The sequence below is a fragment of the Sphingomonadaceae bacterium OTU29LAMAA1 genome, from assembly GCA_024072375.1.
Lineage (GTDB): Bacteria > Pseudomonadota > Alphaproteobacteria > Sphingomonadales > Sphingomonadaceae > Sphingomonas.
Genome location: CP099617.1, coordinates 174164 through 188206 on the forward strand (window position 1 = coordinate 174164; position 14043 = coordinate 188206).

Sequence of the window (14043 nt, forward strand, 5' to 3'; positions counted from 1 at the left end):
GATGCGATTGCTGATGATCGGCGCCGGCAATATGGGCGGCGCGATGCTGCGTCGCTGGCTGGAAGCCGGACTTGCACCGGCCGATGTGACGGTGGTCAGTCCCAGCGGACGCACGATGCCTGAGGGCGTTCGTGTCGTTTCGTCGGTGCCGGACGCGGGTGAGGCGACATACGACGCCATCCTCCTGGGATTGAAGCCGCAGCAGCTGTCCGCTTTGCGGGGTGGTCCGCTGGCCGGCCACGCGCCGCGTTTGCTCGTATCGATTCTCGCCGGAGTGGAGGTGGCGACGCTTGCCTCGCTGTGCGACGCTGCCGTGGTCGTGCGGGCGATGCCCAACCTGCCGGTCGCGATCGGCAAGGGAGTGGTGGCGCTGCATGCCTCGGCGACCGACGATGCGACGCGCGACGAACTGGACCGCTGGATGGCCCCCCTTGGTCTGGTCGAATGGATCGCCGACGAGGCGCAGTTCGACGATGTGACCGCATTGGCCGGATGTGGCCCCGGCTTCGTGTTCCGGTTCGCGGATGCGCTGGCGCAGGCTGGGGCGGCGCTGGGGTTGCGATCAGATCAGGCGGCGCGGCTTGCACTGGCGACGCTGGAAGGGGCGGCGATCATGGCGTCGGATGCGGCAGTCACTCCGTCTGTGCTCGCCGATCGCGTCGCAAGTCCGGGCGGATCGACGCGGCAGGGCCTTGACGTGCTCGACGCCGACGATGCGCTCGTTCGCCTGTTGACCGAAACGCTTGCGGCCTCGGCTGCCCGCAACCGGGAAATGGCTGCTGCCGCCCGGATCGTCTGAGGACGATCCCCGCAGCCGATATCGCTTGATCAAACGGGGCCGGTCCCTACGACCGCAGCCCCTCGACCTGCGCGCGGTCGACCTCGGGGATCATGCCCTCCAGCACCGCCCAATAGCCTGATACCGCATCCTGGCCGGCGGCTTGGTACGCCTGCGACATCTTGACCCGGACCGATTCGAACAGATCGTTTTCCATCGCCATGCCATCTTCGGTCAGCCGGAGCAGACGCTGGCGGCGGTCGCGCTCACCGGGACGGGTGTCCACCAGCTTGCGGTCGGTCAGTTCGTTGAGTACGCGCCCAAGCGACTGTTTGGTGATCGCCAGCAACGCCAGCAACTCGCTGACCGTCAGGTCGGGTTTGCGGGCGATGAAATACAGTGCACGATGGTGTGCGCGGCCCAATCCCTGTGCCGCGAGCCCCTGATCGACGGAGCGGGTGAGATGGCTATGGCCAAAATACAAAAGCTCCATGCCGCGACGGAGTTCGGGCTCGCGGAGGAACTGGGCGGAAGCGGTGGGAGCTGTGGCAGCCATGTTGACCGGTTTAGACACCCACCGTACGCGTCCGCAACCCCTGAAGCCTGAGAGAATGCGATGAACCCCGCTTTGACGCCCGGCGAAACCACCGGCCCGGCCGCTTTTCGCTTCGACCCCAGCGCGACCCCGGTCGACGCCAACGAGCGGGCCGCACGGCTCGTCGATCCGGGTTTCGGACGTGTCTTCACGGATCATATGGCCGTCGTTCGCTATAACGAGCAGCAGGGTTGGCACGATGCGGTGATCACCGCCCGGGCGCCGATCACGGTCGACCCATCGACCGCCGTTCTGCATTACGCGCAGGAGATATTCGAAGGGCTGAAGGCCTATCGTCTCGACGACGGCGCGATGGCGCTGTTCCGTCCCGACGCCAACGCGCGCCGCTTCAACAACAGCGCACGCCGACTGGCGATGCCGGAACTGCCAGAGGCACTGTTCCTCGAATCGTGCCGCCAGCTCGTCCGCACCGAACGCGACTGGTTCCCCGATGTCGACGGCGGTGCGCTGTACCTGCGCCCCTTCATGTTCGCGAGCGAGGCGTTCCTTGGGGTCAAGCCCTCGTCAGAATACCTCTACATGGTAATCGCATCATCCGTCGGCGCCTATTGGAAGGGCGGTGCGCGCGCGGTGTCCATCTGGGTCAGCCAGGATTACACCCGCGCCGCACCCGGCGGCACCGGCGAGGCGAAATGCGGCGGCAATTATGCCGCGAGCCTGCTCGCCCAGTCCGAGGCGATCCGACAGGGTTGCGACCAGGTCGTCTTCCTCGACGCGGTCGAGCGTCGTTGGGTCGAGGAACTCGGCGGCATGAACGTCTTCTTCGTCTTCGAGGACGGATCGATGGTCACCCCGCCGCTCACCGGCACGATCCTGCCCGGCATCACTCGCGATTCGATCATCCGCATCGCGCGCGATCAGGGGATCGAGGTCCGCGAGGAACTCTACGGCATCGACCAGTGGCGCGCCGACGCCGCCAGCGGCCACCTGACCGAGGCCTTCGCCTGCGGTACCGCCGCCGTAGTGACGCCCATCGGCGAAGTGGCCAGCCCGACAGGCCGCTTCACCATCGGCAGCGGCGGCACCGGCCAGCTCACCCAACGCATGCTCGATGCGCTGTCGGCGATCCAGCGCGGGCGGGCCGCCGATGCGCACGGTTGGGTCCAGCGTCTAGGCTGACATTTTGCGGCGGCCTTCGCGAAACTGGCGACGGCAGGGCTTTTCACGCCCGCCGACCCGGCTATAAGGCCGCCTCCGTTGGGGCGTCGCCAAGTGGTAAGGCAGCGGCTTTTGGTGCCGCCATTCGCAGGTTCGAATCCTGCCGCCCCAGCCAATAAATTAGCTAACACGCTGATTTGTATTCATATATCATATCCCCTTGCGCTGTATTGGACATGGCGGGTGTGACGGCTCCACCTCGTATCAGCCATCGGACGACGATCCAGTCGGTGGCATAACGGACGGGCTGCGCCATGACGGCGCAGAACAGGACGCTGAAGGTGATCCTTGGCAAAGTCGGCCGATCCGCAACTCTCAGCACGATCCAGAAGGCAAATCTCTATCGCAAGCCGATTGAGGAAATGCGGGATTACCTCGAGCCAACACGATCGGCGGCGAGTGATCGCAACCTGCGACATTAGGGATTTGCCGTGGTATGGCTCGTCCCGACATTATGGTGGTTTGAAAGTATTATCGTTGCGGAGGTCAGTATGTTCATCCGGCTACGAAAAGACGCTGACGCAATTGTCGGTGGGATCCCGATGCCAATTGCTATGCACCGGTGGTTGCCACTTGCCAGCCTGTTGAACCGCGAGCCGCTACATCGATCCCAAAAATACCGGTCGCGTAAAGGGGTCGAGCGTCATCGGCACATGGTCGACATCCATCGCCGCGTCGGGCGATAATGTCGGGCGACGATTCCACACCAACGTGCCGAGCGTCGCGCTCGCCAGCATCAGTACAAAAAATAGTCCTACGCGCATCCATCACCTCAATTGCGGGACCGATTGTCCGCTGGGCGGCGCGCTGTTCGACGGGCGCAGCGTCGGGCCGCTCGGCCGGATCGTCTGATGCGCATGGCCTAGTGCTCGTCGACACCGGCTATGGCCTGCGCGACGTGGCGCATCCGCACCGTCGGCCCGATCCGCGGATCACGCTGCCGTGGCGTGCGATGCTCAACATCCGGTTGCACGAACGCGAAACGGCGATCCGCCAGGTCGAGGCGCTCGGCTATCGCGCAGACGACGTCCGCCATATCGTCGCGACGCACCTCGACTTCGACCATGCCGGCGGACTGGAGGATTTCCCGAACGCGACGATCCACGTCATGGTGCGCGAATATGACGATGCGACCGGACCGCGCGCCGGCATCGTCGCGCGCAATCGCTGGCGACCGCGGCAATTCGACGCGGTGCGGCATTGGCGGCGCTATGGCGCGAGCGGCGAGGCCTGGTTCGGCTTCGACGCGGTGCGCGATCTGGAGAGATTACCGCCCGAGATCCTGATGGTCCCGCTGCCCGGCCATACCTGGGGGCATACCGGCGTCGCGGTCCGGAAAAGCGACGAGCGCTGGCTGCTCCATGCCGGCGATGCGTATTTTTACCGGGGCGAGATGCGGCAGGCGCGGCGGCGCTCTACGCCGGGGGTGCGTGCGTATCAGCGCTTGATGGAGGTGGATGCGACGGCGCGGCTGCGTGCGCTGTCGATCGAGCGGCGCGATCCGGTCGGGCTGGAACGCTGTCAGGCGGTACGGCGGGGCGGCGCTGACCTAGCGGAAGTAACTGAATCTATGTGGCCGCCGACGCCGCGCTTTCAAACGACCGCCGCGCCGAACATAGGAGGATAATGGCCGACCACGTCCTCTACAGCTTCCGCCGTTGCCCCTATGCGATGCGCGCCCGATTGGCACTGGCTGTGAGCGGGGTGCGTTACCAGCATCGCGAGGTCCGTCTCTCCGACAAGCCTGACGAGATGCTCGCGATCTCGCCAAAGGGCACCGTGCCGGTACTTCAGACGGCCGATGGGAGAACGATCGACGAAAGCCTCTCGATCATGCGTTGGGCGCTCGACATGCGGGACCCGGAAGACTGGCTTGCGCGCGACGACCCGGCGCTGGTCGCGAGCAACGATGGCATGTTCAAGCACCACCTCGACCGATACAAATATCCCGATCGTCATGGCGCCGAGCCGGCCGTGCATCGCGACCTCGGCCTCTCGTTTCTGGAAGAACTCGAGGGCCGGATAGCTACTGCCGGGCAGATCAGCGGTAGCAGGGCGGGCCTGGCCGATGCCGCAATAATGCCGTTCGTGAGGCAGTTCGCCGCCGTCGATCGCGAATGGTTCGACGCGCGGCCGCTTCCACATCTGAAGGCGTGGCTTGTCGATCATCTCGCCTCGGACCTGTTTCAGCAGATCATGCACAGGTTTTCCCCCTGGTCTCCCGGCGAGAGGTTCGTCGTCCCTGCGGAGCATGATGCCAGCCGATCTGCGGACCGATCCTGACCGACGGATGGGCGGGGAGGCCGCGACGAACGAGCGCTTGTTTCCTACGGCTGCGAAGTGACCCGCGAACGTCGGCTTCCAGGTCGTCTGCAGGTGTTCGACGTCGGCTACGCGATCAAAGCGGACCGTCGGTAGGCGCAGCCGTCGAAGCCGATTGTGCGAGGTGCAATCCGACAGGCGCGCAACGCGCTTGTGTTTTGGGCGTCGCGCGGGCGAGAGAAGCGTTCTGCAATGTCTGGAGCCGTTTATGTCGAAGAGCATTATCGCCGACCTGTTTGCCGAGACGCTCCACCTTGCCGGTGTCGAACGGATCTATGGCGTGGTGGGCGACAGCCTGAACGGCCTGACGGACAGCTTGCGACGGCAGGGCAAGATCGAATGGGTCCACATGCGCAACGAGGAGGCGGCTGCCTTTGCGGCGGGGGCAGAGGCGCAACTGACCGGGCGGCTCGCGGTGTGCGCCGGGTCGTGCGGGCCCGGCAACATGCACCTCATCAACGGGCTGTACGATTGCAACCGGACGCGCGTGCCGGTGCTTGCGATCGCCGCGCAGGTGCCGAGCGGCGAGATCGGATCGAACTATTTTCAGGAAACGCGGCCCGAGGCGCTGTTTCGCGAATGCAGCGTCTATTGCGAGACGATCGCCGACGCCGACCAGATGCCGCGCACACTGGAAACCGCGATCCGCGCGGCGGTCGGGCGGCGCGGCGTCTCCGTCGTCGCAATGCCCGGCGATGTCGCGTTACGTTCGACCACGGGCACGCTGGCCCGATCCGCCGGCGCGTTGCTGCCGCCGCCATCGACGACGGTTCCTGCGGACGCGGACGTGGCAGCGCTGGCGGCGCTGCTGAACGGCGCGAAGGTCACGATCCTGGCGGGGCGCGGATGCCGGACGGCGCATGCCGAACTGGTGAAGGTCGCGGAGCTGCTTCAGGCGCCGGTCGTCCATGCGCTGGGCGGCAAGGAATTCGTCGAATACGACAATCCCTATGATGTGGGCATGACGGGGCTGATCGGGTTCTCGAGCGGCTACGATGCGATGATGGCGTGCGACGTGCTACTCATGCTCGGCACCGATTTTCCCTATCGGCAATTCTATCCGACGGGGGCGAAAGTCGCACAAATCGATCTGATACCGGAGAATCTCGGGCGGCGGACGGCGATCGATATCGGGTTGGTCGGCGATGTCGGGGCGACGCTGAAGGCGCTGATCCCGCGACTCACGGCGAACGGCGACGGTGCGTTTTTGCGATCCGCGCGCGAGAATTACGCCGAGGCCCGCAAAGGACTCGACGAACTGGCGGACGGCACGCCGGGGAGCGGCGTGATCCACCCGCAGCATGTCGCGCACGTCGTCAGTACGCTGGCGGACGACGACGCGGTCTTCGCCTGTGATGTCGGCACGCCGACGATCTGGGCGGCGCGCTATCTCAAGATGAACGGACGGCGGCGGCTGATCGGATCGTTCAACCATGGGTCGATGGCCAATGCGCTGCCGCAGGCGATCGGCGTGCAATCGGCCTTTCCCCAGCGGCAGGTCGTCACCTTGTCCGGCGACGGTGGGCTGGCGATGCTGATGGGCGAGCTGTTGACGCTGCGACAACTCGGGTTGCCGGTGAAGATCGTCGTCTTCAACAATGGCACGCTGGGCTTCGTCGAAATGGAGATGAAGGCCGCGGGCCTGATCGAGACGGGAGTCACGTTGGACAATCCCGATTTCGCAGCGATGGCGCGTGCGATCGGGCTGCACGGCGTGCGGATCACCGATCCGGGCGAGGTCGAGGCGGGCGTGCGCGAAGTGCTCGCGCATCCAGGGCCGGCACTGCTCGATGCGGTGACCGCGCGAACCGAATTGTCCATGCCGCCCAAGATCACGCTCGAGCAAATGAAGGGCTTCACGCTTTATATGGCGAAAGCGATCATCTCCGGTCGCGGCGATTCGGTGGTCGAACTCGGCAAGACCAACGCCGGTCTTCTCAAGCGTCTGTTCTAGGGCGAGGTCGTTGGGCCAGCATGTCGGCAATGCGGTGGATCGATCGGCCATGAGCAGTCATCTCGCGGATTGATCGGTCTCCTGCAGGTGGATCGGGATCGTCTCGCTGCCTGATGCTTGACGCCGCTTGCTCGCGTCGCGCGGGAACTTCGATCGGTGCAGACTGTTCAAACTGCTACCTCCCCGGAAACTAATCCAGGTTATGTGCCACGTCCTGATCATAGAAGACGAGCCGCTCATCGCGTTGCTGATCGAGACATTGGTGGAGGATGCCGGGGCTACATCATGGGACATCGCCGCCACCCAGGAGGCGGCCGTAGCGGCAGCGATGGCCCGTCCGCCCGACCTGATAACCTCGGACGTTCAATTGCTCGAGGGAACAGGGCCTGAGGCCGTCGCGTCGATCCATGCCGCTTTGGGGATCGGGCCAGTGATCTACGTCACCGCAACCCCGGATGCCTGCAAACCACTTTCGGCATCCAGCATCATCCTGAGGAAGCCGATGCAGACGGCGGCATTTACCGAGGCCTTTCGCGAGATGTGCTGAGGGGATGCGCGACAGTCGTGAACCATGACTAACCGCCGATACGCGCAGAGCATTCTAGAGGTGGGATGTCGTTGCCGGTAAGCCGCTTCCGGATGGCACGGATGATCCAGCTCACATCGCTGTGTCATTCTGGTCTGGCGTCGGCAGGTCGTGACCTACCGCCGCAAGCGCTCGCAACACGCGGGCGCGGTCGAGCGGCTTGATGCATCGGCAAGCATTCTCGTAGCGGGCCGGGATCAGCGCGGCATCGTAGCCGGTGACGAACACGAACGGCACCCTGGCTGCCTGCAACGCGTCTGCGACCGGGAAGACCGGTTCGGTGCCCAAAGTGACATCAAGCACTGCGACATCGGGCAGCGGACCGGCGTCGATCAGCGCAAGGGCTTCAGCGACACCCGGCACCGGTCCCAGTACCTCCGCACCCTGTTCCTCCAGCCATTCGGCGAGGTCGGAGGCAATCAGATACTCATCTTCCACCACGAGGACCCGGCGTCCCGTGACGCCCGCAACCGCTTCATTCGTCATTCCGGCCTGCCTTTGATCGGTACTGCAATCGTGCAATGCACTCCATCCGAGCCGAAGCTCAGCTCGGTCCTGGCCTTGAGCTGGTAGGGCAGGGCACGGGTGATCAGCTCCGTTCCATAGCCTCTGCGGCTGTCCGGCGCATGTTCGGGCATCGCCACGCCGCTCTCCCGCCAGTCGATGACGGCAACGTCATCACGACCCTGCGCCGAGACGGAGCAGGTCACCGCAAGCTTGCCATCGGCTTGTGCCAGCGCGCCATATTTGACGGCATTGGTGGCAAGCTCATGGATGCCGAGCGCGAGAGCCTGCGCGGCTGTCGGCGGCAGCGTCACGTCAGGTCCGTCGATGCTGATCTTGTCGGTATGGGTCGCGCCATCGCCGTGCGCGACCAACTCGGCATCGATGAGTGCACGCAGGGAGACGTCGCGGTAATTCAGCTCCGCCAACACACTTTGAACCCGGCTCAATGCACCGAGACGCTCCTCGAAGGCGTCCCTGAACGCCGTCAGCGAACCATCACTCTTCTTGATCGTCTGTCGAGCCAGTGCCTGTACGACGCCGAGCAGATTGCGGGTGCGATGCTGCAGTTCAGCAAGCAGCACCTCCTGCCGATCCTTCAACGTGCGCAGGTCGTGGATATCGGTCATCGTACCGATCCACTCCGCAGGACTGGACGGGCTGTTCAGGGGCTGAGCGCGGGTCTGGTGCCAGCGATACTCTTCGCCACCGGCGTGCCAGACACGATGTTCGACGTAATATTCGCCTGCCGCGGTCGCTGCATCCCATGCGGCGCGGGTGTGGGGCCGATCATCGGGATGGATCGCTTCGAGCCAGCCTTGTCCCAGACTGTCTTCGAAACCCACACCGGTGAATTCGATCCACTGCGGACTGGGCCAGGTTCGTTCACCATCGGGGAAGGTCGTGAACACCAGCTGGGGGACGCTGGTCGCCAGCAGCCTGAAACGTTCGTCCTGCTCGCGCTCACGTCGCTCGGCCTCGTACTGCTCCGTACGATCGCGGGCGATCTTCACGTAACCGGTGCCGTCACGTAGCGGCATCAACAGTCCCGACGCCCAGAAACGGCTGCCATCCCGGCGCTGATGCCATCGTTCGTCGAGCGCCCGTCCATGATCGTCGACGTTTCGCCGCTCGTCATCCGGTATGCCGCGCGCCCTGTCTTCGGGCGTGAAGATGGCATCGCCGCTATGGCCGACGATTTCGGCGGCGGTGAACCCGAAGAGCCGCTCTGCGCCGGCGTTCCAGCTCGTGGCGATGCCGCGCAGATCGGTGGTGTAGATCGCGAAATCGGTCGCGCTGTCGATGATCAGCTCGAGCAGCTCGTCGCGGCGGATCCGGCCTCTTGCAGCCTCATTCTCTTCGTCCAAGACACGATCTCCAGCGGAGCGATCGCCGGTAGCCGCCTGTCGACCGCGCATCACTAGACTGGATTATGGATGTTCGCCTTTGTCGGCATTGCTTGGCGAGAACGGATGACCGTTCGAAGTTTCGAGCGCGGCGGGGGCGCGAATGTCCGGGATCGTGTCTCGCCCGCGTCGTGGCCATTGGGCGGCGCGCAAAACGGCGTCGCCTGTCTCCGTTCGAGCCGACCGGTACCGTCGACGGTGCGCAGCACTCCGGCTACATGCGTTCGATGTTCTGCCGCTCCCGCGTTCCAATGTTGCTTATCGGTGCGGGCCTTCTGTCCGGCACCGCGCAGGCACAGCGGGCCGGCGTGTGGGCGAGTCGCGTGGAGGTGGCCGGACAGGCTCCGGTGGCGGGCGGCGAGGAATGTATGGCCGCCGATCTGCCGCATGGCGTCATGTCTCGATGGCCTGCCGATTGCCGGGTCGCCGACAGGGCCAGGACGGCGTCGGGGGCGTTCGTTGAAGCTGCGTGTCGCCGCGGGGGCGGCATGACGCTGACGATCCGGCGCGAACTGATCGAGAGAGGCGATCGCGATTATACCATCGTCACGACCAGCCGGATCGATGGCGCCGGGGTCGCCCCGCACATCCTGCCCGCGACGTCGCTCCACGCGCATTATGTCGGCCCCTGTTCCGATCCCGCGGGTCGTGCGGGCGTGGGCGAGGTCGGGAGGACTGCCGGTGCTCCGACGCGGCGCGCTACGATATCGTGGATCGTTCAGATGCTGGCGTTCGTCGGCTTCGTCTATGCGTCGATCAGGGGATGGCGCTGGCTGATCCATCGTCCGGCACGCAGCCGTTACGAGCGCGCCGCCGTCGCGAACATCACGATAGACCAGACGGGTGCGGCCGACGTTCCGGTCCTCGCGACCTTCTCGGGCGTGCGTGGACTGCCCTGGTGGTATGCGGTGGCGACGAACAATGCCAGGCCGTCGCTGGTCGTCACGCCGGGCGGTCTCGACTTTCGGGTGGTTCGCCGTCACCGGCGGTCGTGGGGCGAGATCGAGTGCATCGACGTCCGACAGGCCCCGGGTACGGTAAATCTCGACGTGACCTTTCGCGGGGCGTTGCTGACGTTCAGCGCCAATCTGGGGTCGGTGCCGCTCGCCGGTCATGTCCTGTCGCTGATCCCGGCTTCCGTGCCGCTGTCGGATCGGGCGGTGGCGGTGAGGGCGGGATGACCGTGCTCGTTCTGACCGGCGGGTTTCCCATCGCGCGGTAGCGGTATGGGCGACCGGAACAGTGCCTGCCGGGACGAACACCTTACGGGCTTCGATCCTGTGCTTCGGCCGGCGCGGCATGCTAGGACCGCCGGTATGTCAAAGACCCAAAGCAACGGCGGCACCGTCACTGTCGATGGCGCCATATACGATTGGCACCTCCAGCATGAACCGCGTCAGTCGGATGACGATGGCTGGAAGGGGATGACGATCGCCCTTTTCCAGCGCGATGCGAAACGGCAGGCGTGGGTGGAATTCCCGCCGCCCAAGCGGCTATTGAAGGGCCTGCCGCGCGGTCGTCTTCAACTCGACGACGCCACGATTTCGCGGTGCGTGCGCGCTGCTATGGCGGCGGGCTGGGAGCCGATGCAGCGGGGCAAGCCGGTGGTGTTCACGGTCGATGCCGAAGGCAATTGACGTGGGCGATGCGGACAACAGCCGCCCCGGGGGCGGGCACGCGGCAATCGTGAGCTGAACCTATGGCCGCTTTTCGATCAACTCGATAACCCAGTCACCTGCAAGCATGCGCTGGTCACCGGTCCGGGCCACCTCGATCGCCTGGTCGCCGCGGTATATCCGCACGATCTGGCTGCCTGTGACATCCCGCGGCGATCGACCTTCCTCTTCTGCGCGTACGGCACGTTCCCGCAGTTCGATCCGACCGGCCCGCGTGACGAGGTCGGTGACGTAGTCAGCCACATGCGGACCTGTGGTGCACTGGGCCAGCAACTGCCCGCCGAAGCTGACCGGATTGACGATGATGCTGGCGCCCGCATCGCGGGCAAGCAGTTCGTTCTCGATCGCGGCGATCGACACCGCGATGCCGGCATCGGGTGCGAGCCTGCGACAGGTGAGGATGATCAGGACCGCGGTATCGTCGCGACCGGGACAGACGATGACGTTGCTGGCTGCATCGACCTTGGCAATTTCGAGTACCTTGTTGTGGGTCGCATCGCCTTCGACCGTCGCGACCCCCAATTCTTCCGCCAGGCGTAGCCGGCCGGCGTCCTCGTCCACCACGACGATCCGGTCGCACGCATGGCCACGCTCCAGCAGTTCTCCGACCGCGGCCGAGCCCGATCGGCCGTACCCGCAGACGATGACATGATCCTTCAACCCATGCCTGACGAGGCCCATGCGCCACCGCTCCCATCCTTGCCTCAGCATGAAACTGTAGGCGCTACCCAAAAAGATCAGGAACACAAATATCCGGATCGGCGTGACGACGAAGGTGTCGAACATGCGCGCCGAATCACTCACCGGCACGATGTCGCCATACCCTACCGTCGTCACGGTGATCACGGTAAAATAGACGATGTCGAGGAAGCTTACCGCGCCATCGGTGTTGTCCCGGAGCCCGGCACGATCGATCCAGTGTCCGCCCAGCGCGATACCGACCAGCACCAGCACGGCGACACCGCGGATCGCGAGCGTCGTCAGGGGGCTGAGCCGCCCCGGACGATAGAAGCGCGGGCGTATGGTGAGGACGGTGGATCGCGCCGCCATGCGACCGGGCGTCAATGCGGGCTGTCCCGACCGGCGATGTCTCACGGACGAATGACAGGGGCGACAGGGTTCATTGCTGCATCCTCCGCGACGGGCTCGCCGCGGGCAAGGCTTTCCTCGTCGCGTGCAAGGCCTGTACGATCCGGACGCACGGTTCCCGTTCTTCATCCGGCGCTATAGCGCCATGCCTGCGGCCGGGACGGTGTGCAGCCGTGCGATATCCTGTCGCGGCGGAGCACCGAACAGCCGGCGATATTCGCGGCTGAACTGGGACGGGCTTTCGTAGCCGACCGCGAAGCCCGCAGTTCCGGCGCTCGCCCCGCCGACCAGCATCAGTCGGCGCGCCTCCTGCAACCGCAACTGCTTTTGATATTCGAGCGGCGTCATATGGGTGATCGCCTTGAAATGCGCGTGCAGCGAGGACGGGCTCATGCCGGCTTCGGCCGCGACCTCCTCGATCCGGATCTGTCCATCGAAGCGCCGGCGGATCGCCGCGATGGCGCGGCTCACCTGATTCAGATGGCTGCCGGCGGTCGCGACGTGGCGCAGCATCGGTCCGTGTGGCCCGGTGAGCAGCCGGTAGAGGATCTCGCGCTCGATCAGCGGCGCGAGTGCGTCGATCGTTTCGGGACGATCCAGCAGCCGGACGAGGCGGCAGGCGGCGTCGATCAGGTCGGGGTCGCCGGGATAGACGGCCAGTACCGGCAGATCGGTGCTGGACACGTCGCCGCCCTCGCTGACCATCAGATCGGCGAGCATCGCGGGATCGAGGTCGATCTTGCAGCAGAGATACGGCCTGTCGGGACTCGCATCGAGGACGTGGCCGACCAGCGGCAGATCGACCGAGACGAGCAGGTAATGCGCGGCGTCGTAGACCACGCTGCGATCGCCGATCGAGACCCGCTTGGACCCTTGCGCGATCAGGCAAAGCGACGCCTCGTACACAGCGGGGGTCGGCGTGCTCGGCTGATCGGCGCGGATCAGCGACAGGCGCGGCATGACGGTGGTGCAGATGCCCGTTCCATTGACGTGACGGTCGATCACGTCGGCGAGCTGGATGATCCTCTCCATGCCCGCCCTGATCGGACAGGCCGGCCCTTCCCGCAAGCGTCCGCCTCTCGTTCTGGAGGATCGGGCAAGGAGTGCGGACGATCGCTCTACCGCTCCCGCCCGTGCCGGCGCCATCTGGATGGCACCACATTTCAACGGAAAGGAAGCATCATGACGCAGAACATCGACAAGGTCGTGCTGGTCACCGGCGCATCGAGCGGCATCGGCGAGGCGACGGTACGCGAACTGGCGGCGGCGGGCGCCCGGGTGTTCATCGGTGCGCGTCGCGGCGACCGGCTCCAGGCGCTGGCTGAGGAACTGGGCGACATGGTCGCGTGGCGCGAGCTGGACGTTACCGACGGCAGCGACTTCGATGCCTTTGCCGCGGCGGCGGTGGAACGGTTCGGGCGCGTCGACGTGCTGGTCAACAATGCCGGCGTGATGCCGCTGTCTCCGCTCGCCGCGCTGAAGCGGGACGAATGGAAGCGGATGATCGACGTCAACGTGCACGGCGTGCTCAACGGCATCGCCGCGGTGCTGCCGCGCTTCATCGCACAGGGCAGCGGCCATGTCGTCAACGTCGCCTCGGTCGCCGCGTACATGGTGATGCCGACTGCGGCGGTCTATTGCGCGACCAAACATGCGGTGCGGGCGATCACCGAAGGGCTGCGGCAGGAGCATGACGAAATCCGTTCCACGCTCGTCTCGCCCGGCGTGGTCGCGACCGAACTCGGCCACGACATCACCGATCCTGCGGTCGCTGCGGCATTGAAGGGGTGGCGGCAGAAGTCGTTGACGCCGGATGCGATCGCGCGGGCGATCCGTTACGCGCTCGAACAGCCGGAGGGCGTCGACATCAACGAGGTGATCGTGCGCCCGACTGCCGCCGACATGTAGGCCTGAAGGCAGGCGACCTTCCGCCGCGTCGATCGTTGGGCGGGGC

Annotated in this window: 15 protein-coding genes, 1 tRNA gene and 1 pseudogene; 10 read left to right on the forward strand and 7 right to left on the reverse strand. The window is 65.3% G+C overall.

Annotation, left to right across the window (positions count from 1 at the left end):
* Window position 1 precedes the first annotated feature (1 nt).
* Complete coding sequence (locus tag NF699_01185; GenBank protein ID USU05349.1) at window positions 2-799, forward strand: NAD(P)-binding domain-containing protein; 798 nt, start codon at window positions 2-4, stop codon at window positions 797-799.
* A 46-nt stretch (window positions 800-845) separates the two neighbouring features.
* On the opposite strand, the gene NF699_01190 is transcribed toward NF699_01185, so the two are convergent.
* Window positions 846-1334 (reverse strand): MarR family transcriptional regulator, encoded by a 489-nt coding sequence (locus tag NF699_01190; protein USU05350.1) that lies wholly within the window; start codon window positions 1332-1334, stop codon window positions 846-848.
* A gap of 60 nt (window positions 1335-1394) precedes the next feature.
* On the opposite strand from NF699_01190, the gene NF699_01195 reads away from it, so the two are divergent.
* Together NF699_01195 and NF699_01200 are read left to right on the forward strand one after the other, a co-directional pair.
* The gene (locus NF699_01195; GenBank protein USU05351.1) at window positions 1395-2513 is read left to right on the forward strand and encodes a branched-chain amino acid aminotransferase; all 1119 of its coding nucleotides are present in this window, start codon (window positions 1395-1397) and stop codon (window positions 2511-2513) included.
* Between the two features lie 79 nt (window positions 2514-2592).
* Window positions 2593-2667, forward strand: a tRNA-Gln gene (locus tag NF699_01200).
* Between the two features lie 484 nt (window positions 2668-3151).
* On the opposite strand, the gene NF699_01205 is transcribed toward NF699_01200, so the two are convergent.
* On the reverse strand, window positions 3152-3289 hold the full coding sequence (locus NF699_01205) for a hypothetical protein (protein ID USU05352.1): 138 nt from the start codon (window positions 3287-3289) through the stop codon (window positions 3152-3154).
* A gap of 128 nt (window positions 3290-3417) precedes the next feature.
* On the opposite strand from NF699_01205, the gene NF699_01210 reads away from it, so the two are divergent.
* The 4 genes from NF699_01210 (at window position 3418) to NF699_01225 (ending at window position 7375) form a co-directional block, all read left to right on the forward strand.
* On the forward strand, window positions 3418-4179 hold the full coding sequence (locus NF699_01210; GenBank protein ID USU05353.1) for an MBL fold metallo-hydrolase: 762 nt from the start codon (window positions 3418-3420) through the stop codon (window positions 4177-4179).
* Window positions 4179-4835 carry a glutathione S-transferase gene (locus tag NF699_01215; protein USU06952.1) on the forward strand — a complete coding sequence of 219 codons (657 nt, stop codon included), beginning with the start codon at window positions 4179-4181 and terminating at the stop codon, window positions 4833-4835. The genes NF699_01210 and NF699_01215 overlap by 1 nt, the downstream gene beginning before the upstream one ends.
* A 247-nt stretch (window positions 4836-5082) precedes the next feature.
* Window positions 5083-6828: a ubiquinone-dependent pyruvate dehydrogenase gene (gene poxB, locus NF699_01220; GenBank protein ID USU05354.1), complete on the forward strand. Its 1746-nt coding sequence runs from the start codon at window positions 5083-5085 to the stop codon at window positions 6826-6828.
* 202 nt (window positions 6829-7030) lie between these two features.
* The gene (locus NF699_01225; GenBank protein USU05355.1) at window positions 7031-7375 is read left to right on the forward strand and encodes a response regulator; all 345 of its coding nucleotides are present in this window, start codon (window positions 7031-7033) and stop codon (window positions 7373-7375) included.
* A 111-nt stretch (window positions 7376-7486) separates the two neighbouring features.
* Here NF699_01225 and NF699_01230 read toward each other — a convergent pair whose 3' ends face one another.
* From NF699_01230 to NF699_01240, 3 genes and pseudogenes are all read right to left on the reverse strand, one after another.
* Window positions 7487-7900: a response regulator gene (locus tag NF699_01230; protein USU05356.1), complete on the reverse strand. Its 414-nt coding sequence runs from the start codon at window positions 7898-7900 to the stop codon at window positions 7487-7489.
* Window positions 7897-8931: a PAS domain-containing protein gene (locus NF699_01235; GenBank protein USU06953.1), complete on the reverse strand. Its 1035-nt coding sequence runs from the start codon at window positions 8929-8931 to the stop codon at window positions 7897-7899. Before NF699_01235 ends, NF699_01230 begins: the two co-directional genes overlap by 4 nt.
* Window positions 8932-8943: 12 nt before the next feature.
* Window positions 8944-9336 (reverse strand): annotated as a pseudogene (locus NF699_01240) (PAS domain S-box protein).
* 215 nt (window positions 9337-9551) lie between these two features.
* Here NF699_01240 and NF699_01245 point away from each other — a divergent pair.
* A complete protein-coding gene (locus tag NF699_01245) occupies window positions 9552-10505 on the forward strand; it encodes a hypothetical protein (GenBank protein ID USU05357.1) in 954 nt (317 codons plus the stop codon).
* Window positions 10506-10640: 135 nt separating this feature from the next.
* The gene (locus tag NF699_01250; GenBank protein USU05358.1) at window positions 10641-10961 is read left to right on the forward strand and encodes a hypothetical protein; all 321 of its coding nucleotides are present in this window, start codon (window positions 10641-10643) and stop codon (window positions 10959-10961) included.
* A gap of 60 nt (window positions 10962-11021) precedes the next feature.
* Here NF699_01250 and NF699_01255 read toward each other — a convergent pair whose 3' ends face one another.
* Window positions 11022-12050, reverse strand: coding sequence for a potassium channel family protein (locus NF699_01255; protein USU05359.1), 1029 nt, complete (start codon window positions 12048-12050; stop codon window positions 11022-11024).
* 174 nt (window positions 12051-12224) lie between these two features.
* The gene (locus NF699_01260; GenBank protein USU05360.1) at window positions 12225-13121 is read right to left on the reverse strand and encodes an AraC family transcriptional regulator; all 897 of its coding nucleotides are present in this window, start codon (window positions 13119-13121) and stop codon (window positions 12225-12227) included.
* 150 nt (window positions 13122-13271) lie between these two features.
* On the opposite strand from NF699_01260, the gene NF699_01265 reads away from it, so the two are divergent.
* Window positions 13272-13997, forward strand: a complete 726-nt coding sequence (locus NF699_01265) for an SDR family oxidoreductase (protein ID USU05361.1) — start codon at window positions 13272-13274, stop codon at window positions 13995-13997.
* Window positions 13998-14043: the final 46 nt, after the last annotated feature.

Bases quoted from the DNA above. Each gene is read 5' to 3' on its own strand.
- NF699_01265 (USU05361.1), top strand. From the start codon at position 13,272: ATGACGCAGAACATCGACAAGGTCGTGCTGGTCACCGGCGCATCGAGC.
- NF699_01190 (USU05350.1), bottom strand. From the start codon at position 1,334: ATGGCTGCCACAGCTCCCACCGCTTCCGCCCAGTTCCTCCGCGAGCCC.
- poxB (USU05354.1), top strand. From the start codon at position 5,083: ATGTCGAAGAGCATTATCGCCGACCTGTTTGCCGAGACGCTCCACCTT.
- NF699_01215 (USU06952.1), top strand. From the start codon at position 4,179: ATGGCCGACCACGTCCTCTACAGCTTCCGCCGTTGCCCCTATGCGATG.
- NF699_01250 (USU05358.1), top strand. From the start codon at position 10,641: ATGTCAAAGACCCAAAGCAACGGCGGCACCGTCACTGTCGATGGCGCC.
- NF699_01195 (USU05351.1), top strand. From the start codon at position 1,395: ATGAACCCCGCTTTGACGCCCGGCGAAACCACCGGCCCGGCCGCTTTT.
- NF699_01260 (USU05360.1), bottom strand. From the start codon at position 13,121: ATGGAGAGGATCATCCAGCTCGCCGACGTGATCGACCGTCACGTCAAT.
- NF699_01225 (USU05355.1), top strand. From the start codon at position 7,031: ATGTGCCACGTCCTGATCATAGAAGACGAGCCGCTCATCGCGTTGCTG.
- NF699_01185 (USU05349.1), top strand. From the start codon at position 2: ATGCGATTGCTGATGATCGGCGCCGGCAATATGGGCGGCGCGATGCTG.
- NF699_01255 (USU05359.1), bottom strand. From the start codon at position 12,050: ATGGCGGCGCGATCCACCGTCCTCACCATACGCCCGCGCTTCTATCGT.
- NF699_01245 (USU05357.1), top strand. From the start codon at position 9,552: ATGTTCTGCCGCTCCCGCGTTCCAATGTTGCTTATCGGTGCGGGCCTT.
- NF699_01230 (USU05356.1), bottom strand. From the start codon at position 7,900: ATGACGAATGAAGCGGTTGCGGGCGTCACGGGACGCCGGGTCCTCGTG.
- NF699_01205 (USU05352.1), bottom strand. From the start codon at position 3,289: ATGCTGGCGAGCGCGACGCTCGGCACGTTGGTGTGGAATCGTCGCCCG.